Origin of the sequence: Bradyrhizobium sp. BRP20, assembly GCF_020194215.1 — a bacterium.
GTDB classification, from domain to species: Bacteria; Pseudomonadota; Alphaproteobacteria; order Rhizobiales; family Xanthobacteraceae; genus Bradyrhizobium; species Bradyrhizobium yuanmingense.
In genome coordinates, this window is sequence record NZ_JADYVY010000025.1 from 34611 (window position 1) to 58478 (window position 23868).

The window sequence follows — 23868 nt, forward strand, 5'->3', positions numbered from 1 at the left end:
ATGGAGGGCACAGCACTGCCGCCAATCTCATCGAACATGCGCGCCAGCTGGCTCTGGAATAGACTTATGCATTCAGGCGGCTTTGCCCCGAGCCACCGGAAGGCGCACCTTAAACATAAGTCAACGGTACCGTGGTCGTAAACTTCAGCTCTTCCATGCCAATGAACGAACTGACGTCAGCAAAGTCGAGCCGACTGATCAGCTTCTTGTAGATCGCATCATAGACCTCTACACCTGGCACCACCAGGCGGAGCAGATAATCGGTTTCGCCGGTCAAGCGATAGGCTTCGACGATCTCCGGAATGTCTGCAATGGCACGGCGGAAATCCTCGAGCCACGCCATCGAATGACGCGACGTGCGTACACCCATGAATACAGTCATCGGCACGTTGGCTTTGCGTCTGTCAACCAGGACGACGCGCCGGCAGATCAGGCCACTGTCCTCCATATGCTTGATGCGCCGCCAACAAGCGGACACCGAAAGATTGGTCGATTCGGCAAGCGCTGTGACGGGGATTGCTGCGTCGAGCTGCAACTTGTCCAGAATCTTCAGGTCGCGATCGTCCAACGTCATTTTTTTCAGCCGGCTTCGGAGCTCGGTGAGAAGAGTTTTTGCTATCGCAGAGATAAGGCCCTTGATTTGCACTTTCCAGAGCGATTGCGCGAAACAACGCCGAGATTTTGCCGCCGAAAGCGCGGTAAACCTGTGCCACCTTCCATGAAGTGGAGATCTCAAAGTGCAGCGGACGATTGGGCTGATCGGAGGGATGAGCTGGGAAAGCACGGCCGTCTATTACAAGGAAATCAATGAAATCGTCCGTCAGCGCCGCGGCGGTCTCGCCTCGGCAGACATCTTGCTGCGCTCGGTTGACTTCGGCTATATCGTCACTCTTCAGAACGCAGGAGATTGGAAGCAAGCCGCGGCTTATTTAACGAGGATAGCGCGGCAGTTGGTTGACGCGGGCGCCAGCTGCATCCTGATCTGCACCAATACGATGCATGTGATTGCCGACATTGTTGCTGCCGAGCTGAGTGTGCCGCTCATCCACATCGTCGATGTGACCGCTGCGGCTCTTCTCGCTGCTTCCTTCAAGCGACCACTGTTGCTTGCGACGCGCTATACGATGGAGCAGCCGTTCTATTGTGATCGCCTGCGGCAGCGCTTCGGCCTTTCACCTGTCATACCGGCGGAGGTCGAGCGGAGCCGGATCCACAATGTCATCTTCGATGAGCTGTGCTGCGGCACTGTTTCTGATCTGTCGCGCCAGGAAGTTATCGACATGATCGCGCGCGGTCGTACACGCGGCGCCGACGCCGTTATCCTCGGCTGCACGGAGATTGGCCTTCTCATCGGCCCGGAACATTCAGAATTACCGGTGTTCGATTCGGCGAGGCTGCACGCCACAGCGGCAGCTGATTTTGCTGAGGGTAAGCTGTCAGTTGGTGCCGTCTCCATAAACGCGCGGCGATGATCGCCTCGCCGATCGACACTTGATCTTGTCCTCGGTCATGCCGACCTCGGCCTTAGCCGGGGTCCCAACGCCGCTGCACCTAGCCCTGGCGGGCAGCGCGGTAGCGCAAGGCAATTGTCAGCTTGTGGCAAGATCAAACCGGCGTCCCGATCACGATGAGCTGCCGCCGCCCACAAGATCGCCGAGATCGTTGTGGGGCCGGCAGCGCCGCTCGACATCGAGCGGACGCTCAGGAACATGCTTCGCTCGACGGAGATTTGCGCGGATATTTTCCCGCCGGTGGTCTCGATCTCCTTTTCAATGAACCCAGTTGCTCGGCAGCAGAATTCCCGATCGGTAACTTTCTGGGCCGCTCAGCGTTGGCTTGAGGCAAATGTTCCCGCCCGGTAACTTTTATCCTTCTTCACTTGGAATGGTAAGAAAAGTTCCTGATCGGTAACTTTTTGCTGGACATCTGCTGTTTAACCCATAAAGTTCCCGTTCGGTAACTTACGACGAGAGAGCTATGAACATGCCTCCAAACGGCACTCCCCCCTCGGGCGGAAATGAGGCTCCTGGCGAGACCGGTGTCGCCCGCCAAGCCGCAGAGTTTGCTGCAGCATTCGGTCGCCTCATCCAGAAAGAACGCAAACGCCAGCGCCTCCGGCAGGACGAGCTGGCTATGGTGAGCGGGACAGGAAAGCGCTTCATCGTCGACCTCGAGGCCGGAAAAAGCACCTGTCAGCTCGGGCGCAGCCTGCACGTGGCAAACGTGCTCGGGCTGCGCATCGAGGATGTTCTCAAGGATGCCCAGGCCCGCCGCGCGAACACTTCCGAGACACCGGACATTCCCGACAGCGACGAGGAGGAGCCTCATGGACCGTCTTCCGGTCTACTTTGAGACGCGAGAGGTCGGCTGGATCACGGCCGCCGACGAAGCGTCAGGCTTCACCTATGCCGAATCCTGGCGCGGGCTGACCGGCGCCTTCCCTGTGTCGCTCACCATGCCGCTCACGCGGGCGTCGTACGATGCCTCGGTAATTCTGACATGGGCGGCAAATCTGCTGCCGGAGAACGCAACTCTCGGGACCGTAGGTCATATGCTCGGCAAGTCGCCGGCCGATGTCATCGGTCTTCTTGCCGAGATGGGCCGCGACACCGCCGGCGCGCTCTCCGTCGGACAGCCTGGCACCGGGCTGATCGCCGGCAAATGGCGAGAGATCCCCGACAAGGCCTCCCTCGAGCGCATCTTCAATGAGTTACCCCACAAGCCCTTCCTCGTCGGCGAAGATGGCGTGTCGATGTCGCTTGCCGGTGTGCAGACGAAGCTCGCCGTCGCTCTGGATGGCGACACCCTGTACATACCGATCGACGGCGCGCCATCGACCCACATCATCAAGCCCGATGACGAGCGCTTGCCTGGCGCCGTCCAGAACGAGGCATTCTGCCTGACGCTCGCGCGCATGATCGGAATCCCGACGCCGAAGGTGACGACCGGGACGGCAGGCGAACGTACCTACCTGCTGGTTGAGCGCTATGACCGCCGTCATGAGGGCAAGAGGTGGCGGCGGCTGCATCAGGAGGACTTTTGCCAAGCCCTGGGCCGACCGCCAGCTGCCAAGTACCAGAACAACGGTAGAGGCCTAAAAGGACCATCATTGGCCGACATGGTTGGCGTGACCCAGCGCCATATGACAGCACAGGAGACCGCCCGCTTCGTCGATCTTGCAATCTTCAATCCGATGGTTTGGAACACGGATTCTCACGCCAAAAATTACTCGCTGATGCTATCGGCGCGCGGCGCCGCCATGGCGCCAGGCTACGACATCGTCTGTGCGGCGCCCTATCCGAAGATCACCCGCAACATGGCGCAGAAGATCGGCGGGCAGAAGCAGGCTGACCAGCTCGGACGCAACCACTGGGAGCGCTTCGCCACCGACTGCAAGCTCTCTCCAGCGCAGACGATCCGGCGCGTCTCCGAGATTGCTCAGGCCGTGACGCACCAAGCAATGGCGGCCAAGGCCGAGGTCGAAGCCATGCCTGCCGGCGGCGATCCCGTCCTGGACATAGTGGTCGAGGCGGTGATTTCGCGCGCACGCGGCTACCTAGAGCGCCTGAAGCAAGCGGAGCCAGCGCCGGAAGGCGCAGCAGCCCCATCATCGTTGGCGCGATCGCGCAATCGACCACGCAGAGGCGTGTCTGGAGGGCGGCTGAAGCTGTAGCGGATCATCGTCCGATCAGCGCTGACGCTCGAACAGGCCCGCCGCTCCCCGGGAGAACGCCGCCCAATGTGCTGAGGTCTTCGCGCACGACCAGCTGATCTCTGATCCGGCCGCTGACGCGCGATCGCTTCTGCAGCCGCGGCCGGATCACCGGCCCCTGATCGCGTTAGGCGAGCCGTTTACGAATATCGAGCTGCACGCCTTCGCGCGATATGGATCGCAGTCGCGCTGAAAGGCTTAAACAATCCAGGACGGCCAGCCCTGGTGAGGTGAGGCACTTGGTATAGGTGTCCCGTCCATTTGGCGTTAGTGGAAAGGTTAAGCGCGCTACCGAGGACGCGGAGAGGAATTGAGCGCTACCTACCGTAGTTGTACGGAGTTCACTCGGCATTTAGATACCGATAATTTGGCCGTCGCCGGGGCTGGAATTTCATCCCGAAGTCGATTGCAACCGGCAAAGGGGGCGCTGAAGGGCGACCCCTTTTCGATTGTATCGCGCTGTTCGACTTCTTCGAATCGCACATCACCGCCTGAAAACATGGCGCGCTGACTCGCTATCGGCCTGCACGCGCGTCCATTCCAATCCGATATCGATAAATCCCAAATTGGTATTTGGCGTGATCATTGGCGGCGATGGCGTATCTGCAGTACCGCATGGGTACATCGATGCAGTTGATTTCTTCGATGAACTCCAGCGCGAAATGAGAAAATTCGCTTGATATCTGCGATGCCCGGCAGAAATTGACGAATTTTCCTCTTCGTGACGAGATAAGTTTTCCGTTCTGGACGGTGTCCGGCCGACGGGCCCGGGTCCGGACCAAGACTCAAGCCGAATGAGCTCACGCAGCAGCAGGTTTCTATCGATGCCGAGCAGCGAGGCTGCTTCGGATGCTGCGCACCAGAGTTTCTGACTCCGGAGTTGCAGAAGATGAAGGTGGGGGATCGTCGCGAAGGCTTTAAGTCTCTCCGAGGAGCGACAACTGGAAGTGATCAGGCACCTCGGCAATTCGGCTCGCTGCGATCGGGTTCCGTGCGAGTGACAAAAGTTGGTCGTCTCCAGAGCGGCAGCTCCGATTCTTTGAACGCGCCGCGTGAATTGTGGGCTCGTTTTCGCGCTTGCACTTCCACTGCACAAGCTCGGAGCCCCGTTTGGCTACAACAACGAATCGGCTGTAATCGGGTCGATTTCTACGGGGCCGAAAAGCCGTGCGATCCTTTTGCATTGGTACCACAAGGCCCGCGACTACTACTCTCCGGCCACGGCGGCGGTCCATGTTTGTAGCGATAATTCCATCGCGCGTCAGGATTGCTGCCTCGCGCAGTGAAGAGCCTCTTTACCATTATGGCGGCGTCTTACGTTGCGACGGGGCGGCGGTATCGACTGCGAAGTCGATGTCGCAGCGGCCTGTCTTGGACCGGTCCGACGACCAAAGTCGTCATGAGACGAAGGCCCTGGGCGGATAAACCGCGGTCGTGCCACCGAATCTTCGCGTCACCCTCAAATTCGGCGGCCCCTTCGAGCCCTCATCGACAATCCCTTTCCGCGTTTGCGGATACTTGGTGACAACACTCCGCTCAAGATTGCGATAAAAGGATTTTCCTAGTTTGTTCTGATTGGAATTAAGCGAGTCCTGTTGTGAGCACTTTCCAATTTATCCATACCGGCGACATACATCTGGACAGCCCCCTGAGAGGCCTGAGCGGACAGGAGGGGCCAGCGGCCGAGCGCATTCGAACGGCGACCCGAACTGCCTTTGAGGACCTCATTACTCAGGCAATCGATAGACAGGCGGCTTTCGTGGTCATCGCCGGAGACCTCTACGACGGCGATTGGCGCGATTTTCACACCGGCCTGTTTTTCGTTCGGCAGATGGGTCGTTTGCGGGCGGCGAAAATCACCGCCTTCGTGTTGCACGGCAATCATGACGCCGAAAGCCAAATCACGAAGCGGCTGACGCTTCCTGACAATGTTGAGGTGTTTAGCTATCGAAAGCCCCAAACTTTCAAGCTCGATGATTGCCGCGTGGCCCTTCACGGTCAAAGCTTCCGCCTGCAGGCGACGACGGAAAATCTGGCAGCAGCCTATCCCGCGCCGATCAAAGGCTATTTCAACATCGGCGTGCTGCATACTGCACTCGGCGGAATGGGTGGTTCTCACGAGAACTACGCCCCTTGCACGCTCGAAGAGCTGGTTAACAAGGGGTACGACTATTGGGCGCTCGCGCACGTGCATCAGGGCGGCGTACTGCATCAAAATCCGCACGTGGTGTTTTGCGGCAATCTACAGGGGCGCCACATCCGCGAAGCCGGCCCGAAATCGGCGCAGCTCGTTACGGTCCAAGACGGAGCGATCGAAGGCGCTGAGCTGCTCCAAACGGATGTCGTGCGGTGGATGCATGTCGATGTACCGGTCAGTGGTAGCGCGCGGTTCGGGGATGTTGTAGATCAAATCAAACGTTCGATCGACGAGGCGGCCAAGAACGCAGAAGGCCGACTGCTGGCTTGTCGCATCAAACTAACTGGTCCGACGGCTCTTCACGCCGAACTGATGGCGTCTGCGCCGCAATTGTTGGCTGAAGCGAGGGCCGCAGCACTGGCTCTTGGCGAAGAGGTTGCATGGATCGAACGTGTGATCAATGCGACCGTGCCTGCGACGGCAGTTTCCATCCAGTCAGAGGGCAGCGCGATCAACGATCTCAAAGTCCTACTAGCTCAGGCTGCGGGAGATTCCGATCTCCAGGCAGAAATCGCGAACGATCTGGGCGACCTTGTCCGCAGGCTTCCTCACGACGCGGCACTTGATATTGACGATTTTCTTCTCGAAGCGGTGATCGCGAAACAATACTCGGTTGTGATTGAGCAGGCTGGCGAATATCTGAGCGCACGTCTGACCGCGGAAAGGCGTTGATCCGTGCGTATTCGTTCTCTTGACCTGATCCGTTACGGACATTTCACCGGCACGACGCTTCATTTTCCGTCAGGCGAACCTGACTTTCATATCGTGTATGGCGAGAATGAGGCTGGAAAGTCGACGACGATGTCGGCGATTGAAGATCTGCTCTTCGGTATTCCCGGGCAATCATCCCGTAATTTCCTGCATGAGAATGCGGCGCTGCGCATCGGCGCCGCCCTGGAACGCGACGGCGCGCTGCTTTCGGTCCGGCGTCGCAAGGGCAACAAGGACACGCTTCTCGGTCCGGACGATCTGCCGATTGCGGCTGGCGATGGCCTGCTTGCTCCTTTGCTCGGCGGGATGGACCGCGCGTTTTTCTGCCGGATGTTCTGTCTTGACCATGAGCGCCTGCGGGCTGGCGGACGGGATATCACCCAGGCCAAGGATGATATCGGCGCGGCATTGTTCGCCGCAGGGGCCGGCGTGTCAGGTCTCCGCGATCGGTTGGGTGCGATGCAGGCAGAGGCGGATGGGCTCTGGGCCAGCCGCAAGGCGGGACACCGGAAATACTACCAAGCGGAAGACCGCCTTAAAGAGGCTGATGCGGCGTTGCGTCAACACACGGTGAGCGCAAGCAAATGGCAGGAATTGAAATCCGCCTTTGAAGAGGCGCGCGGGCTTTGCAATCAGATCGAGAAGGAGATCGAAGAGCAAGTTTCCGAACTTGCGAAGATTTCTCGGGTCCGGCGCGTATATCGCGGTGTGCGTCGGCTTCAAGAGATCGAAACCGAGATAGTGGACCTCGGCGCGGTGGTCGAATTACCTCCCGACGCGGCTAGGCAATTTGAGGAGGCCTCGGGCGATAACGCTGCTGCAGAGGTGCGTATAAGCGCATTCCGTGAACAGATCGCAACAATCGGCGCGGAAATTTCCGGACTTGTGGTTGACGATAGCGTTCTGCTCCACCAAACGGAGATTGAACGCCTCTCGAAGCGCAGCATACAGCTCTCTTCGGCCCGGACGGACTTACCGAAGCGGCGGGCCGAACTCGCCGCAGCGGAAGAAGGCCTGAAGCGCGCGGCGATTGAATTGGGTTGGACAGGTCCCGTCGCCGACCTGGTCGAGAGAATTCCGCCGCGGGCCAAGGTTGCAGCAGTCCGCGGACTGTTGACATCGCGTGGCAGCCGATTTGCCGCCGTTGATAGCGCTGAAGCAGCGCTAGAGGATGCCAACGAAAAACTCGCTGATATCCAGGCGCGGATTGAAGCGCTCGGAGCGCAGAAAGACCTTTCGGCGCTGGCTGGGGTCGTCGAGTCCATTCGTGCTTTTGGCGATCTCGATGCGCGTCTTCTGAGTATCCATCAAGAGCATCAGGATGCCGATAGATCATGTCAGCGGCAAATGGCTGATATGAATCCGCCTATCGTGAGTGAAACGAGTTTGCAGGCCTTGAAAAGTCCGGCGGAAGAGGCGGTAAGGGTGCATCGCGATGCTGCCCGCGAGCTTCAGGCGCGTATTCAGCGCCAGCAAGCTGTGACGCGTGAGCTGACCCGTACAGTCGAAAACAATCGAAAGTCCTATGCTCGTCTTGTGTCAGATGAAAGAATTGTCGCCGTTGAGGAGTTGAAGAAACTGCGCGAACGGCGGGATGCCGGATGGTCTATCATCAGGCGCAGACATGTCGACAAGATCATGGTGCCAGAGTCGGAAGAGCTCGCTTTTACAAGCGGCGAGCCGCTGCTCGATGCCTATGTGAAGGCCATCGAAGACGCCGACACGGCAGCGGACCGTCGTTTTCAGAATGCGCAGTCGACGGCTGCGGCCATGGTGCTGGCGCGGCAAATCGCTGAAGAGCAAGACGTCCTTGAATCCGCCAAGCAGGAGCTGTTTTCGTTAGCCGAAGAGCAGAAGGCATTGGCCGAGGCCTGGGCGATCCTGTGGAAACAGGTTACCGATAACCCGCGTTCTCCGGACGAAATGCTGGATTGGCTCGATGCAAGGGCTGGCGTGCTCGATCAAATCGCCAAGCGTGACGCCGCGCTTCATGCAGAGTCCTCGCTCCAGCAGCAAATTGCAAAAGCCAAGCAACAGCTCGCCAGCTTGATGGCGGACACGGCAATCGCAGCCTCGGCAGATAGTCTGCCGCTGAACGGAATTCTTGCGGCTGCCGAAGCGCGCCTCCGTATGGAGGAGGGCAACACACAAAAGAGGAATGAACTCGCGCTAGAGCAACGGAAGGTCGCAACAGAAGTCGAACGCAGGCGCGTGGCTGTTGAAAACGCTGCGAAAGAGCGTGATGTCTGGAACGCGCAATGGAAAGAGGCCCTGAGGGGCATCAATCTGTTACCCGAAGCCCCGCTTGAGACCGTTCAAGAGCAAATCGAAGCAATCGATCAGATGCGGGAGACGTCTGCCAAGATCGCGGATTTGAAGCACGAGCGCATTGGAAAGATCGAGCGGGACATCACGGCGTTTACGGAGGATGTCGAAAAGCTCGTAAATGCGATCGCGCCGCGGTTTTCAGGGCAGAATGCAGATGAAGCAATCCTCCAACTCCATGCGCAATTGAATGCGGCGATGCAGACTGTCGTGTCCCGGGACGAAAAAGCTGAGGCGATGCAGGGCCTGCAGAAGAAATTGGAAGAATGCGACAAGTCCAGGACGGACGCCGAGGCTGTAATAGATCGCCTCAAGAGGGCCGCAGCCGTCGATTCGATCGACAGATTGCGAGCGGCTATTCTTCAGTCCGATCTACAACGCGCGCTTAGGGATGAGCGATCGCGCTTGCGGACCACGCTTGAGGCTGATGGCGATGGGCTTGGTGTCGAACAACTCGCCGAGGAATGCCGCAGCGCCGATCTCGATCAAACAACGGCTCGGGAGCAAACGCTGAAGGCAATACTCAACGATGCCAGGGAACGCCAGCTGATCGCAATTCAGAGTCGCAATGATGCTGAGCGTTTGTTCGAAGCCGTCGGCGGCGACGCCGCTGCGGCCAAAGCTGCTGGTGATCGTCAGCTGGCTTTGGCCGAGATGAAGGAGGTGGCGGCGCAGTATGCGCGCGTTCGCTCCGCAACCATCATCCTGAGGTGGGCGATCGAGCGGTTTAGGCGCGAAAAGCAGGCACCATTGCTCAAACGGGCAGGGGAGCTGTTCTCTATTCTGACCGGCGGCTCGTTCCAACGCCTTACGCTCGAATACGACGAAAAAGATGTGCCACATCTGGCGGGCGTGCGTGGGGACGGTGGAGCGGTGCCCGTATCAGGTCTCAGCGAAGGAGCCGCCGATCAGCTCTTTTTCGCGCTGCGCATTGCTGCCGTTGAAGAGTATCTGATGCATGCTGCGCCGGTGCCATTTATCGCAGATGATCTTTTCATCAATTATGACGATGCGCGCGCCTCGGCCGGTTTCAGGGTATTGCAACTGCTTGCGGAGAAAACGCAGGTGCTTTTCTTCACCCATCACCAGCACCTGCTTGATGTGGCTTCTACCGCGTTTGACAGGAGTGTTTCGACGGCAATGCTGGAGCCTCGCCCACATCAAATGAAGAACGTTGCTTAGATGGATTGCAGAATGCAAGTCTCGAGATCATTATCTCTAACTACAAAAGCCGTCCGCGACGCGGAGTTTGCGTCGACATGCTTCTCGGACTTCCTTTGGGGAAAATCAATCCGGGAAGTTCACGGTCCTGCAGGCCCTTCGTCGTCTCGACACCAAGCGTAACCTGATCGGCTAAGGGCTAATTTCAGATTTAGCGAGGATGCAATCCTCGCCGAAATTGATCCATTCACTAAATCTCATAGGGATGACGACGGCTGTCGTGGGTACAGTCCGCGTTGGCCGGGAAGGGACTGTATGGCGGCCAAGAGCGCGCCGGAGATCGCGCAGGAATTCGCGCAGGCGGCGCTCAGCGCCGCACCGGTGATCATTCTGGGCAGCGGCGCCTCGGCTGCGCACGGTGTGCCCGGCATGGGCGCCTTGGCGTTGCAGCTTTCCGCTGTCAAGCCGCCCACGAGCTGGACAGCAGAGGAGAGGAGCGAATGGGATAAGTTCATCGCGCAGCTTGCGGCCGGCGATGATCTCGAAAGCGCCTCCAGGCCGTGCGCCCGACGGAACGCCAGACCCAGTTCATCGCCACCGAGACCCGCGCTTTCTTGCTGCCGCACGATCTTGGCGTTCTCGAGACGCTGCTGGCCGACCGGCGCGCGCTGCCGCTCTCGCGCCTGTACCTCCATCTCTTCGACAGCACGCACAAGACCGTTAATGTCGTCACGCCTAACTATGACCGGCTTGCTGAATATGCCGCGGACGCCGCCGATGTAAGCACGTTCACCGGCTTCAACTACGGTTATCTGCAATCGCGCGCCCGCGATCCCAACACGCGCGTTTTCGTCAATCGGCAGGTGACCCGTACGGTTGCCGTCTGGAAAGTGCATGGCTCTCTCGACTGATTCCAGGATTCCGCCGGCCAGATCATCGGCGTCCGCGGAATGCCCGACGTGCCGGCCGGATACTCGCCGCTGATGATCACGCCGGGCATCGACAAATACCGGCTGACACATGGCGAGCCGTTCCGAACGATCCTAGGCCGCAGCGATGCCGCGCTCGAGAACGCCCGCGCCTATTTCTGCGTTGGTTATGGCTTCAACGACGAGCATCTTCAGACCAAGCTGATCGAGCGTTGCGACCGCGATTCCGTCCCGCTCGTCGTGATTACCAAAGAGCTGACTACGTCCGCCCGGACCTTCCTCGGCGGCGGACGCTGCCGGCGCTATCTCGCGATCGAGGAGGGGACGATGGGCGCGCGCGCCTATATGCACGACGTACCCAACGGGTTCGACGTAGATCAACCGATCTGGCGGCTCGACCGCTTCCTCAATGAGATGACAGGAGTTTCCGCGTGAGCATTCTGAATTTTGCGGACGAAGAAGCGCTGGGCCGCGTCCAATCGGTCGACACGACCACGGTAATCGTCCACGTCGATGATGTCGAGGCGCTGCGGGCGCTGCAGGTGAACCGGCTGGTTGCGCTCCAGAGCAGCCTTGCCGGCCACAAGTTGATTGGCGTGATCCAAAAGATCATCCGTACCGCGCTCGGTGAAGCGAAGATCGCCGATGTCGAGCTAGGCGAGGCCGCGCATCCTGAAGTCAATCTGGTGCGGATTATGTTGATCGGCACGCTGCTCGATCGGGACGGACCGCGCGCCAATGTCTTCCGCCGGACGCTTGAGACCGTCCCGGAGATCGATGCCTGCTGCTTCGCTCTCGAAGGCGAGCGCCTTACGCGATTCATGGGCGTGATTTCGGAGGTGACCGGCGGCGCGCAGCGCCTGTCGCTTGGCGCCTATACGCTCGATCCCAACGCTCAGGCGTTCGTCAATGGCAATCGGTTGTTCCAGCGTCACGCGCTCATCGTGGGCAGCACCGGCTCGGGCAAGTCGTGGACGACCGCCCGCCTGCTCGAGCAAATCGCTGAGCTCGACAGCGCCAATGCCATCGTGTTCGACATGCACGGAGAATATGCGTCCATGGCTGGCGACGGTTTCGTCCATCTTCGTGTCGCGGGCCCAAGCGACATCGAAGCGGGGAAGGGGCTGAACGATGGTGTGCTGCATTTGCCCTATTGGCTCATGAGCTACGAGGCGCTTGTCTCGATGTTTGTTGACCGCTCCGATCAGAACGCCCCAAACCAGGCTATGATCATGTCGCGTACGGTCGTCGACGCCAAGACGGGCTTCCTGGAAGCCGGCGGTCATGTCGAGGTGCTCGCCAACTTCACGATCGACAGTCCGGTGCCTTTCAGGATGGAAACCGTGCTCGGCGAGCTCAACCGCCTCAACGCCGAGATGGTACCGGGCGCCAGGACGGAGAAGCAGGGCGATTTCCACGGCAAGCTCAGCCGGCTAATCCAGCGCCTCGAGGGCAAACGCACCGATCGGCGCCTCGGCTTCCTATTCCCTGCGTCCGGCGTGGCGGACAGCTATGATTGGCTCGATCGCGCAGTTGAGCTGCTGCTCGGTGGCAGGGCGGCCAAAGGCGGCCACGGTGGCGTCAAGATCATCGACTTCTCCGAAGTTCCCTCCGACATTTTGCCGCTGATCGTCGGCATGGTCGCGCGCATGGCCTTCCACGTGCAGCAGTGGAGCGCGCAGGGGCTTCGCCATCCGGTGGCCCTGTTCTGTGACGAGGCACATCTTTATATTCCACAGGATCCGACTTCAGGCGCCGCGGAGAATGCGATCGCTACCTTCGAGCGCATCGCCAAGGAGGGGCGGAAATATGGCGTCGGGCTGGTGGTGATCAGCCAACGCCCCGCCGAAGTGAACCGCACGGTCGCCAGCCAGTGCAACAATCTCATCGCGATGCGGCTAACCAACGGTGACGACCAAGCCGTCGTGCGGCGGCTGCTGAGCGGCAATCGCCGTTCTTGAACCGGGCCCGTTTCTTGAGCCGCTGGTTGGCTGCTTTCGGGCAACGCTCCCTGTTGCTGATCGCGCTGCTGCTCCTCTGATAGGCAGCTTCCAGGTTTGGATTGGTCGATCCGGTCTTCCTGCCACCGTTCACGGAGGTCATCGTACGGCTGGCAGCTTGCGCAAACCGGCGATCATTCACTGCTCTTGAGCACAGCCAGCGAATTCACACGGCGCTTCGCGCCATCAGCAATCGATATGGCCATCTTCTCCGGAAATCCTTTTGGAAGCGCGTTCAGCACCTGATCTATGGCTTTTGCGGCTGTATCGCCGAGCTGCTGGATGACAACCTTGACTGTTTTGTCGGGGAGACCGCAGGTTTTCGCAGTCTGCACGAAATGTCGGCCGAGAACCGTGTGGACGACGTAATGCCGGTTGCTGCCGATCGCCATGGCCAGCGTCATTTGGTTTTGACTGATCTGTCCAGCGTCCAAGCTCGGTTGGGTCGAAATGATGTCGTAAAGCGGGGCCAGATGAAAACGTCCGCCCGGCGCCAAATGAATGCTAAAATTCTTCGCGTGGCCATCGGTGGCGGCAAGCAGCCAGAACACGATCTGCGCCTTGAAGAAAATGGCCTGGTCGTCCTCAGGCGTATCGCTGCCTTTGAGCAAATCCGAGACTTTGCGGATGCCGGGTCCGCCATCGGACTCATACTTTCGCGCGGGTGGAACGGACAGCGCCTGGCAGCAGTCTTCCTGCGGCAGCCGCAACAGGCGGCCGTCGCGCGTCCAGATGCGATCGAACCGCTCAACTGCGAGCACGCGGCGTCCGGCGAAATCGATGATGCTTGATTTGGCGACGGGCAAGCCGAGTGCCGCAACCAGCTCAAGGCACAGATGCTCGTTTCAACGCTGCCGGTCAGATCGATTCCGTTCGGCAACTTCCCGATCTGCGGCTTGATAATGTGCGTAGTTGCGTCGTGCCATGAGGCACGTGCCACTTGTCTTTCCAGTAAAGCAGCGCTGTCTTTTCCTGCGCGCCCGCGAGAGAAATGCGGAAGTCCTGGTCGGCGCCGATGCCGAGCGGATTGCTGGCAAGATTGCCGAGAATGGCGGCGACATCCTGATCGCTAGCGGCGCGGCCATCAATGGCGCCGGCGCCCCCGGGTGCGGCACCGTCGGGAAGGAGTTGCAGCGCGCCGATGCAATCGCGGCCGATTGCGGAGAGCAGGCTGTAAGCGTCGGCGCCATCAGCATGCGCGCGTTCGGCGACGCGTCGGCGGATGTCGTCATTATCGGGCAGAAGATTGTCAAAAACGGCGACGACGGGATCGCCGATATAACGATCCTCCCGCAATGGCAGCGACACCGAAACGGGGATGGCATTTTCCCACGCGAGCCACTGCTTGTCATACTGGAAATCGATTGCGCCGCTGCTCTCGCGCCGCAGCTGCCCGACCAGCCGTGCGTTGAGATAGACGTTGAGCGGCGCGCGGGCAGGACGACGCGCCATCAGAACAGATCCTCAATCGCTTCAGCCGTCAATTTGGTCCGCGGCCGGATGACCAACTCGAGGTCGAGCGCGGCCAGCGCATCCATCAAGGTGCGCAGCCGCGTTGCAGGTACACCGGCTTCCAGCTTCGAGACCGTCGCTTGACGCGCATGCATCTTCTCACCGAGGCCAGCCTGGGTGAGCTTCTTCTGCCGCCGGTAGCGCCTGATCCCGGCGCCAACTTGTTGGGGGGTGCGGGCAATCGTATCCATAGGTTGCCATACGCGAATGCGTATATATCGTCAAAATACGCGATCGCGAATATCAGCCGATTATACGCGTCCGCGTATATCTGTGCATAATACGCAATTGCGTATGAAGCCCCGCGATTTCCCACGACCTTATTGAAATTATTAAAAAACCATCACGGGCCCCTGCTCGTATCTGTCAGTCGGGCGTACGTCGCCTTGATCAGGTCGTCCAACGCCGCAGCGGCGTCCTCGTTGAGATTGGGATCTTCGCGCAGGATGGACGAGACTTGGGTCAAGGGGCTGGCCGCGCCGAAAGCGACTTTGAAAAAGACACCCGGGCGGCAATCCGGGCCAGGGCGGAGGTCATGGCGGTGGCCCCGACAAGCCCGTCAGTCCGTTCGTCATCGAAAAACCGGTCACGGTCGAGGACAAGAAGCAGACCGGCCATCAAACAGGCCAGCACGTTCCGATCCAGCTCTACTTCGTGCTGAGCCTCGAGCGCGTCGGCGGCAAGACCGAGCTGATCGAACGGCATGATGCACATCACCGGCATGGTCAGCTGCATCGGCAGCGAGATGATCAGCGAGCCAATCACGTGATTCGGCATGCCGACGCCGCCGATGATCAGCAGCAGCACCGGCGCGCCCGTCGCCGATGATGGGCGAGAGAGCCTCGTCGACCGAATTGGCATCACGGCGTTGGCGACGCCGTCGGCTTCGCAATTGAAACGCGCGCCAGAAGACCTTCCTTGCCTCCCGTAAGCCCGTACTCCTCTGCCGGCTTGCCGTCGAGTTTGGCCGCTTCGGCTACGCCCTTCGCGAGCATGTCGAAAGTGTCGTCCGAAAGACGCAGGGCGCCAACACCAAGCCGTCGTCGCCATCTGGCTCCGCGTTCCCAAGCTTCGATCCACCCAAAGCCTAGGTCGCTACTACGTTTGACGGCATTGAATGCTTGAATGAGCGCGCCAGCCTGGTTGATGTCCTTTTTGGCCTTATCCGCAAAGAACACATTCCGTTTGGTCGCCGTGATCAGTTTGTGGACGGCGTAGCGCTCCGGGGCCGGTACAAGGACCGGCACTCCGGCGTCGTGCAAGACCACAGAGCGGATGGGCTCATGGATCAGGTAGTCTAGGAACCGCAACACCTGCGCACCTACAGACGGTCCCAATGAAGGCATCTGCGTCAGTCTGGAGGAGTAGTCCTCGTCGCCACGGTTTGGTGTAAGGAATTCGACCTTGAAGCCGGTGGCATTGGCAAAACCGCTGAACAGCTTGGTTTCATCGGGGGAGAATGAGGGCGCAAATGTCGGATCCACCTTTTTCAGGATTTCTTCGATGTCGGGCATGCTTTCATCGATCGAGATCGAGATGCCGTAGAATTTCGCGATGTCCAGATCCTCGGTCGTCACGAGCTCGTCGGGCAGCTTGACGCCGAGTACGCCGCTGTATGTCTGATAGGCCATCGAACCGACGAGCGTGGCGCGAAGCCGGAAGAGTCCCGCGCGCGCGAGTTCGTTGACGACGAGACCTTCAATGTGGGGAGGGGCAGGGTAGCCGGCCCGCCTCAACTTCGCTGCCAGCTCGCGTCGCGCGCGATAGCCAATCTTGGTGCGCTGGAAAGCTTCCGCGCGTTTGGCAATCTCGGGATCATCGGCCGGACCGACATATTTGAGAGTCGTCTTCGTCGGTCCCTCGCCACCGGAGGGCTCGTAGGCCTTGTAGTAATAGTATTCGCGGTTGGCTCGCTTCTGTTTGAGAAAGGTCCCGTTTTCCGGGAAGTTCTCGTCGAAATCCGCGTCGGTCGCCTTCTGAACCAGGTCGGAGAACATGACTTGGTCGATGTTGGAAAACTGCTTCATAGGTATTTGTTACCATTTTGGCGAAGTGGTAACAATGGTTTTTGTATCCATCCTGCCAAAATGGTAGCAAATTTGTATCCATTTTGCCATAATGGTAACAACAATGAATTCAATGACTTGAGGCCGGATTGTTCCGGATCTTAAGACCGAACTCCTAGGCTCCGATCGGACTTTCGGAGTCTCGACAGCGACTGAGCTGGAAAGTTATATTAGAACATACTAAGAACCGATCTTCCGGTTGTATTTTCAAGACCCACTCTCAATAACAATGTTGTCCGGCACATCATGCGTTTAGCGTCGCCATCTCAGCATGAAGTCGGGCCCAGGAGCCGCGTCATTGACCTTGTTCCGCCATTTGCATGACGACGCGTTTCTAGCTTTTTCGCGCGATCACAAGCACCTGTACGCAGCGTGTCTGCTCGATCTACACGAACGCTTCTTTTCAGGCGCCCCGTCGTTCCCGACGCCGCAGCAGGTGGTCCACGCCATCTACGACGTCATGCGCGCCAACCCCGTCCTCTGGAACGAGGGCGATGATTTCGGCAGCCTGCCGGAAATGATTTCCGCGGGACGCCGCCGGATCCGGAAGGCCGACGTCGCGCTCGCTTCCGAGAAGGGCGACAAGGCGCTCGGTCTTGCCCGACAATTGTACGCCCGGCTGCTCGCCTGGGGATGGCTTGAAGAGGAGGAATACGGGCTTCGCGTCACCGTGGACATGGCTATGGGACCGCTGCTCGTGATCCAGCGGTTCGCGAGCCTCAACAAGGATCTCTCGCAGCGGTTCGGCGGCTTGATCGTGCAAATCCGCCTCAACCTGGAGGCCGTCGAAAAACTGAGGCCCGAGATCACCGACCGCAAGCAGCGCGAAGCCGCGCTCGCCGTCCGCGAGGCGCGCAATCAGGCCGACCAGTTCACTAAGAGCCTGCGGGCCATTCTGGCCGACCTGAAGCGCGTCCGACGGACCGTCATGGAGTCGAAAACAGTCGCTACCCGCCTGGAAGCCTTTTTCGAGGAGTTCGTCGACCAGCTCCTGCTGAAGGATTTCGAGTCCATCCTCACTGTCAACCATCCGTACCGCTTCCGCGACGCCATCGTCGATCTCGCGCGGAGGATCTCCTACACCCCGGAAACCATGCAGGTCCTCGCCGAGGAGTACACAGCTTCCAGCATGGCAGCCGACATCGAGGACGGTCGAATGGCCGCGGCCGACGACCTGCTGGCCATCGAAAGCATCTTCGATCAGATTGGGGAGATGTTCGATAGGATCGAGGCCTTCCGCAGGCAGCTCGAAGCCCGCGTCCGCAACACCATTAAGTACGCCGAGCGGGGCGGGCAGGGACTCGTCGGCCGGGCCGGCGACCTGGTGCGGCGCCTGGATGCCCTACTGCGAGACGGCAGACACCACAAGGCGACAATCGAATGGAGCATCGAGCCGCTGCGATCCCCCTGGTCGGAGCACCATCAGGCGACGGCCAGGCAGCCACGCCGTCCCGTCGAAGCAAGGGAGCTCTCCGAGCCGCCGTCGGATCCGTTGTACGAACTGCGGAAGAAGCTCCGCCTCGAGTACATCGCTCGCATCGCGCCCCGTCCCGAGGATGTCAGACGATTCCTCGAGGGCCAGGTGCCGCCCTTCACGACCAGGGAAGCCCGCTTCATGGAAATCGATACCGTGGACGACTTTCTCGCCTTCGATTGCGCCCGCCGATATGCGTTGACGGGCGAGATTCCGGCGCAGGTCGCGGCCGGGTTCGAACTCGAACCGTACCCCGACACGCCACCACACGACAGCGAATGGCTCCGTTGCGCAAACTTCCTGGTCAAGCGATCGGGCGCACTCCGGAAGGCGAGGGCGGCTCATGCTCAGTGAATTCGAAAACGTCGAGCGCTCCTTCGGCGCGGAAAAGGCAGCCGACCTCCGCAAAGCGCTGCACTTCCTGCTACGGCGGCAGTTCGTGTTCGCGGGAGACCCCCGGACCGGGGCAGTCTACAACACGATCATGGATGGCCGCTTCCGCGACGTGGTCGACGGCTTCTTCGATAGTTGCGGATACCGCGTCCATCGCGATCCGGAGGCGCAGTGGGCCGGCATCGTCGCCATGGACGAGGACGTGCCGCTGCCCCGGATGAAGCTCGACGAAACCATCGTGATGCTGGTGCTGGCGGCATACTGGCAGCAGGAGGTGAACGTCGGAGCAGTCGAGGACCGGGCCGTCGTAGTGGCCACTTTGAACGACCTGTTCGATCGCTACCGCGAGATGGCCCAACACGGCGGCGGTGGCGCGATCTCGCCCGCCCGCTTCCGGGACATCCTGCGCGAGGCCGCCCAACGCAGTTTGGTGGAGATCGGTGATTTTGACGACGAGCAGCAGGACTGCGAGATCAGGATCCGCCCGATGATCAAGCTGATCAGTGGCGGCGATGCTCTCCAACGGCTTGAGCGCTACGTCCGTAGCGAGGAGGCGCGGTTTCCGCAGCCCGCAGGAGACGAGGCATGATGGAGCTGCGACACCTCACGATGGTGAACTGGCACCTGTTCGACGTCGCCGACATCGACGTGACAGGACACGTCGGGGTGCTGGGCGAGAACCGGTCCGGCAAATCGACGATCCTCGACATGGCGCAGGTCGTCCTCACCGGCGGGAGCCGGCGGTTCTTGCGCCTGAACGCGGTCGCCGGCGATAGCGGAAAATCGCGCAGCGGCTCGAAGCGCAGCGTCGTCGATTATTGCCTTGGGACGCTCGGCGAAGACCAGCGCCGGCGCGACGAGGCGCGCACCTACATCGCGCTCGGTTTCGAAGATAGGGAAGGCGCCCGGCCACCGGTCACGATCGGCATGGCGCTCGAGGCGCGCAAATCCGACAGCAGGGAGACTGTGCTGGCACTGTTCGTCGCCCTCGGGACCGTTCTGAGCTCCAAGGACTTCATCGAGCAGCGAGGAAAGTCGCAATTCCCGGCGCAGTGGGAGGACGTGCGCGCCCGGATCGTTGCGGCGGTCGGCGAAGGCAACTTCGTCAATCATCGCGACCGGGCGAGCGACTACGTCCGCGAGTACATGCGCCATCTTCTGCCGCATTCGCCCTATGGTGAGCAGAACGCCAGCGCCCTGCAGAAATCAATCGTCAACGCGATGACGCTCGACCACAACCAGACGGCGACGCAGTTCGTGCGGAACTACATCCTCGAGGACAGTCCGATCGGCATCAAGGAGCTGCGCGAGTCGATCCAGACATACCGCAACATCAGCGAGACCATCCGGAAAATGCGCCTCAGGCTCGAAGCCCTGAGGGCGCTTCGGGGCGTCCTCGCCGCGCTTGAAGAGGCGCTCGAGACCAAGTTCAGGGAAGAGTGGATCGCAAAACGCGCGACTTGGCTCGCGGCGCGCGCGACAAACCTGGACTTCAAGACCAAGCGGCGTACCGAGATGGCGCGCCGGGACGCCGCAGCAAAAGAACTCGAATTCATCGACGACGACGTCAAGGCCATCGATAACGAGATCGAACGCCTCATGGCCGCGATCGCCGAGCACGATGCCAAGACCGGCAGAAAGTCCCTGCAGCAGACCGCCGATGTGGCCGGGCAGGCGGCGCACCGCGCCTCGGCGGACTTCAAGGCTCGCATGGAGAACATCCGTCGCCTGGAGCCGCTAAGGGCGATGTGCGCGGACGGTTTCGAGGACTTCGTTCCTGCGCTTGAGCGTCTTGTGACGGCCACCGCCGGGGCGGACATCGAGGGCGTCTCCGACGAGGTCACCGCGGCCGAGAAGTCCTTCGCGGCAAGCGGCGCCAAATGGCTGCCGAAGATCGACGAAGCGCGTCAAACGATCATCGCGGAGCTTTCCGGGCTCCGAGGCCGCCGCGACGAGGTGCTCGAACGGATCCGACAGCACGCCGCCGGAGGGGCGCGCGCCTATCTCGGCGACGACACTGAACTTCTTTGCCGCAGGCTGCGGCAGAGGGGAATGGTGCCGCGCGTGCTCTGCGACATCATCGACGTCGCCGAACCCGAGTGGATAGGAGCCGCCGAGGCGCTCCTCGGCCGCGACCGGGAAGCCGTGTTCGTGGACAGAGCGGATATCAGCGCCGCCACGTCAATCTTCAAGGAAGGTCGCCGCGAGTTTCGCCATGCATCGCTAGTGAGCCTAAACAAGCTCGAGCAGTTCAGGGCCAAGCCGGAGCGCGGCACTTTTCCCTCCATCTTCCGGAGCCAGGATCCGGACGCGATGGCCTTCATCATGCGCCGCTACGGCAATGTCCGTCTCGCGGACACGCTCGACCAGTTCAACAGGCCCGGCCGGGCTATCATGAAGGACGGCCTCTACGACGACGGACTCGTCCGGAGCCATCGCTGGATCGAATCCTCGCAGCATAAGATCGGAAACGCGGCCCAGGCGAACGCCCTGCGCTCCCTGCAGGATCAGGCCGAGGAACTGGGTCGGATTCTGACCGACAAGGGAAAGGAGGCCCATGCCGCGGAGCAGGCTTTTGCCGCTCTGAAGAACATCTGCGAGGAACGTAATGACCTCGCGGCTTGCGCGGCCGCTTTCGCGGCCGCACAGACTGAGATCGCTGAAGCTCAGGCCAGGCTCGATGCTCTCGACGGCGCGGGGGACGGCGGGCTTCGCGACAAAAAGAGGGCGCAGCAGAAGCTGAAGGAGAAGAGGCTGGAGGAGAGAAAGACGCAGCAGAAGGCGTTTGGCGAGCACGACGGCGAGGTCAGGTCGGCGGAGAGGAGGCTCGGAGAGGGCGAGAACGTGCCCGGCTCCGAACTCAACCTCAGGGTCGCGCGGTCGATATACCGCAAGTTCTTCTCACTCTACTCCACCGCGAAAGGCAGGGCCGTCTACCGCGACCGCCTCGATGCCGCAGCCCAGAAGGGCTTCGCGGAGAAACACCGCGCCATCGCCGAGAAGGCCTTGAAGGATGCGAACGCGTCCGACAACGAGCGCGCCCGGATCGAGCGACGGGTCCGCGAGCTTCTTTACGATTACTTTGACCAGTTCGGGATGAGTTCGCAGGTCGGCGGGGAAAGCGAGCCGCTGCGGGAGGTGAAGCCGTGGATGGAACAGCTCATCTCGGATATCGAATCCAATGAGCTGCGCCAGTACGAACGGCAGGCGCGGGAAGCGGCGGAGAAGGCGTCCACCCTGCTGCGCGGCGAGTTCATCAACGCGCTCACGGCCCGGATCGGAAAGATGGAGCGGGAGCTGCAATCGTTGAACCGTAGCCTCTACGCACATCCCTTCCATAACGAGCGATACTCATTCCACCGCACCCAGATGGTGGAATTCCAGCCCATCCTGAAGATCATCGAGATCGCCAAAACCTCTCCGGAGGCGCTCGATATGCTGTTCCGGGGTGACGTGCCCGATGACTTCCCGCACAAGGATACGATCGTCGCACTCGAGGCGCTGCTCGAGGACCCCGACAAGGATTTCACCCAGTTCGAGGACTACCGCAACTTCTACACGTTCGAGATCCACATGGAGGATGTCGCCACCGGCCGCTCCACCCGCTGGGAGCAGCGGCGCGGCACCGGGTCTGGCGCCGAACAGCAGGTGCCTATCTACGTTGCCATCGGCGCTTCGCTGGCCGCCGTCTACGGCAGCGCGGAGCGTCGTGCCGGCAAGCCCGCCGGTTTCGCGCTCGCCATGTTCGATGAGGCCTTCTCCAAGATGGACGGCAAGAACCAGCGGCAGATGATGAGCTTTTACAAAAACCTCGGCCTGCAGTTCGTGATCGCGGCGCCGTTCGAGAAGCGCGTCGCCGTGCTCGAGCACATGGACACCATCGTGGAGGTGGACCGCATCGGTGAGCAGTCCAGGGCTACCGTGGTGGAACTGAAAGAGAAGGCCAAGCGCGAACTGATGGCTATCGATCCCGACCTGATGTCCGAAGATGAGCTCGCCACCCGTCTGGCCGCCGAGTAGCCATGGCTCGGCGTTTCACGGATGCGATCGGCCTGCTGAACGACCTGCTCAACCGCTTCGAGGCCGGGGCCGCAAGCCCGATCGCCCACCCGGACTACCCCGCCTTCCCATCAGTCGTCGCGGCGGACGCCTTCCTGAAACACATCAGGGAAGCCGAAAGTGCCGGCGCAGTCTCCCTTGGTTGGGGGCGCGGCCCCATGCGCGACCAAGTGGCACATGTGCGGCTGTCCTCGGCGGAGATCTTATACCGATATCTCGGCCGCACCCCGGCCTCACGCATCGCGGAGCATGCCGCCGTCCGGCTTGTAGCCGGAGTGGCGCTGCACGAGTCCCTGAAGAACAGCGGCTCTCAAATCGCAGAGGTGTGGGCGCGGGGTAAGACGTGGCACGGATTCGGCTCGTCCGACGTCGACACGCTGCGCCACGCATTCGTTCTCGCCCAGGCGATCCTCGATAACAAGCATCTGGACGTCGACTACAAAACTTTCTCGCGACGTACGGTGGGGCACAGCAAGATACTCGAGCGCATCGAGGGGGCCCTGGTCCGGCTTTTGAGCGGCATAATGGACTTTCCGCCTGGCGCCCGCCCCCGCGAGGCACTGCGGGCGATCGGGCTGGAGCGCTTCGCGCCGCCCCTGCTGATCGCGGGCAAGATCGACCTCGACGGAGCCGATCTTTCCAGGATATCTCCGCATTATCTCGGAATCACTCCCAAGGAGGCTGATCGCGTCCGGTTCCGGGAGCCGCCGGCCTACGTTCTAACGATCGAAAACTTCGCAAGCTTCAACCGGCACATCGCCGAGGCGGACCCCGGCCGATTAGGAACAACCGTGTATGTCGGCGGGTACCCCTCGCTTGCCACCCAGCAGGCGCTGCGGACAATCGCAGGATTGGTATCCGAACAGACGCCGATCTTTCATTGGTCGGACATCGATCCGGACGGCACCTGGATCTTCCACACCATCGAGCGCGCCGTCGATCGACCGATCCGTCCCCACCTCATGAGCGTCGAAGTTGCCGAGCGTTTGGGACAAGTGCCGTTCAAAAAATCAGCACCCGCTCGATGTCCACCGGACTCCGGTATCGCAGCTCTGGCAGCGTACCTGGCCAAAGATGGAGCCAAGACGCTCGAGCAGGAAGAACTCGATCCAGTCCTGCCAGGGTCTCATTAGAAAATGCGCGCGGACGCTCGTGGTTGCGGCTTTGGCTGTCTCGCTCAAGACGTCGTTTGTTTCAAGCGCGACAACAACACCGCCTGCAACTACGTGCTGAAGGAAAACCGACATCGTTTCGTCATAGAAGCGCTCAACCGGCATTGGCATGCCGGTTGCTTGAAGATGTGACGAAACCACCTGTGACTATGATGCT

At 60.5% G+C, this 23868-nt stretch carries 14 protein-coding genes and 3 pseudogenes; 12 read left to right on the top strand and 5 right to left on the bottom strand.

All coding sequences use genetic code 11. The features are described 5' to 3' along the window. Positions 1-109: 109 nt before the first annotated feature. A complete protein-coding gene (locus tag I6F33_RS34410) occupies positions 110-574 on the bottom strand; it encodes an Lrp/AsnC family transcriptional regulator (protein ID WP_225145472.1) in 465 nt (154 codons plus the stop codon). A 163-nt stretch (positions 575-737) separates the two neighbouring features. Between I6F33_RS34410 and I6F33_RS34415 the strand changes: the two genes are divergently transcribed. From I6F33_RS34415 to I6F33_RS34450, 8 genes and pseudogenes are all read left to right on the top strand, one after another. Then, positions 738-1472 (top strand): aspartate/glutamate racemase family protein, encoded by a 735-nt coding sequence (locus tag I6F33_RS34415; protein WP_225145473.1) that lies wholly within the window; start codon positions 738-740, stop codon positions 1470-1472. 613 nt (positions 1473-2085) lie between these two features. After that, positions 2086-2253, top strand: a pseudogene (locus I6F33_RS34420) (transcriptional regulator); the annotation flags it as partial. 73 nt (positions 2254-2326) lie between these two features. Next, positions 2327-3442, top strand: a pseudogene (locus I6F33_RS34425) (type II toxin-antitoxin system HipA family toxin); the annotation flags it as partial. Positions 3443-5309: 1867 nt separating this feature from the next. Then, positions 5310-6581, top strand: a complete 1272-nt coding sequence (locus I6F33_RS34430; RefSeq protein WP_225145474.1) for a DNA repair exonuclease — start codon at positions 5310-5312, stop codon at positions 6579-6581. Positions 6582-6584: 3 nt separating this feature from the next. Continuing rightward, positions 6585-10127: a YhaN family protein gene (locus I6F33_RS34435; RefSeq protein ID WP_225145475.1), complete on the top strand. Its 3543-nt coding sequence runs from the start codon at positions 6585-6587 to the stop codon at positions 10125-10127. Positions 10128-10666: 539 nt separating this feature from the next. After that, positions 10667-11017 carry a hypothetical protein gene (locus tag I6F33_RS34440; RefSeq protein WP_225145476.1) on the top strand — a complete coding sequence of 117 codons (351 nt, stop codon included), beginning with the start codon at positions 10667-10669 and terminating at the stop codon, positions 11015-11017. 39 nt (positions 11018-11056) lie between these two features. Then, complete coding sequence (locus I6F33_RS34445; RefSeq protein WP_225145477.1) at positions 11057-11470, top strand: hypothetical protein; 414 nt, start codon at positions 11057-11059, stop codon at positions 11468-11470. Further along, positions 11467-12996, top strand: a complete 1530-nt coding sequence (locus I6F33_RS34450; protein WP_225145478.1) for a DUF87 domain-containing protein — start codon at positions 11467-11469, stop codon at positions 12994-12996. Before I6F33_RS34445 ends, I6F33_RS34450 begins: the two co-directional genes overlap by 4 nt. Before the next feature lie 173 nt (positions 12997-13169). Here I6F33_RS34450 and I6F33_RS34455 read toward each other — a convergent pair. The 4 genes and pseudogenes from I6F33_RS34455 to I6F33_RS34470 all read right to left on the bottom strand — a co-directional run bounded on the left by I6F33_RS34455 (position 13170) and on the right by I6F33_RS34470 (position 16574). After that, positions 13170-14487 (bottom strand): annotated as a pseudogene (locus tag I6F33_RS34455) (type II toxin-antitoxin system HipA family toxin). After that, positions 14487-14738 carry a helix-turn-helix domain-containing protein gene (locus tag I6F33_RS34460; protein WP_225129751.1) on the bottom strand — a complete coding sequence of 84 codons (252 nt, stop codon included), beginning with the start codon at positions 14736-14738 and terminating at the stop codon, positions 14487-14489. Before I6F33_RS34460 ends, I6F33_RS34455 begins: the two are co-directional and overlap by 1 nt. A gap of 271 nt (positions 14739-15009) precedes the next feature. Beyond that, on the bottom strand, positions 15010-15354 hold the full coding sequence (locus I6F33_RS34465) for a hypothetical protein (protein WP_225145479.1): 345 nt from the start codon (positions 15352-15354) through the stop codon (positions 15010-15012). Between the two features lie 53 nt (positions 15355-15407). Beyond that, positions 15408-16574 (bottom strand): GSU2403 family nucleotidyltransferase fold protein, encoded by a 1167-nt coding sequence (locus I6F33_RS34470; protein ID WP_225145480.1) that lies wholly within the window; start codon positions 16572-16574, stop codon positions 15408-15410. A 337-nt stretch (positions 16575-16911) separates the two neighbouring features. Between I6F33_RS34470 and I6F33_RS34475 the strand changes: the two genes are divergently transcribed. From I6F33_RS34475 to I6F33_RS34490, 4 genes are read left to right on the top strand one after another with little or no spacing between them, the layout of a single operon-like run. Further along, entirely contained in the window at positions 16912-18441 is a 1530-nt protein-coding gene (locus I6F33_RS34475; protein WP_225145481.1) for a Wadjet anti-phage system protein JetA family protein, read from the top strand. Further along, positions 18431-19069: a DUF4194 domain-containing protein gene (locus tag I6F33_RS34480; RefSeq protein WP_225145482.1), complete on the top strand. Its 639-nt coding sequence runs from the start codon at positions 18431-18433 to the stop codon at positions 19067-19069. Before I6F33_RS34475 ends, I6F33_RS34480 begins: the two co-directional genes overlap by 11 nt. After that, the gene (locus I6F33_RS34485; RefSeq protein WP_225145483.1) at positions 19066-22500 is read left to right on the top strand and encodes an SbcC/MukB-like Walker B domain-containing protein; all 3435 of its coding nucleotides are present in this window, start codon (positions 19066-19068) and stop codon (positions 22498-22500) included. The genes I6F33_RS34480 and I6F33_RS34485 overlap by 4 nt, the downstream gene beginning before the upstream one ends. Positions 22501-22502: 2 nt before the next feature. Next, positions 22503-23672, top strand: a complete 1170-nt coding sequence (locus I6F33_RS34490; protein WP_225145484.1) for a Wadjet anti-phage system protein JetD domain-containing protein — start codon at positions 22503-22505, stop codon at positions 23670-23672. Positions 23673-23868 lie beyond the last annotated feature (196 nt).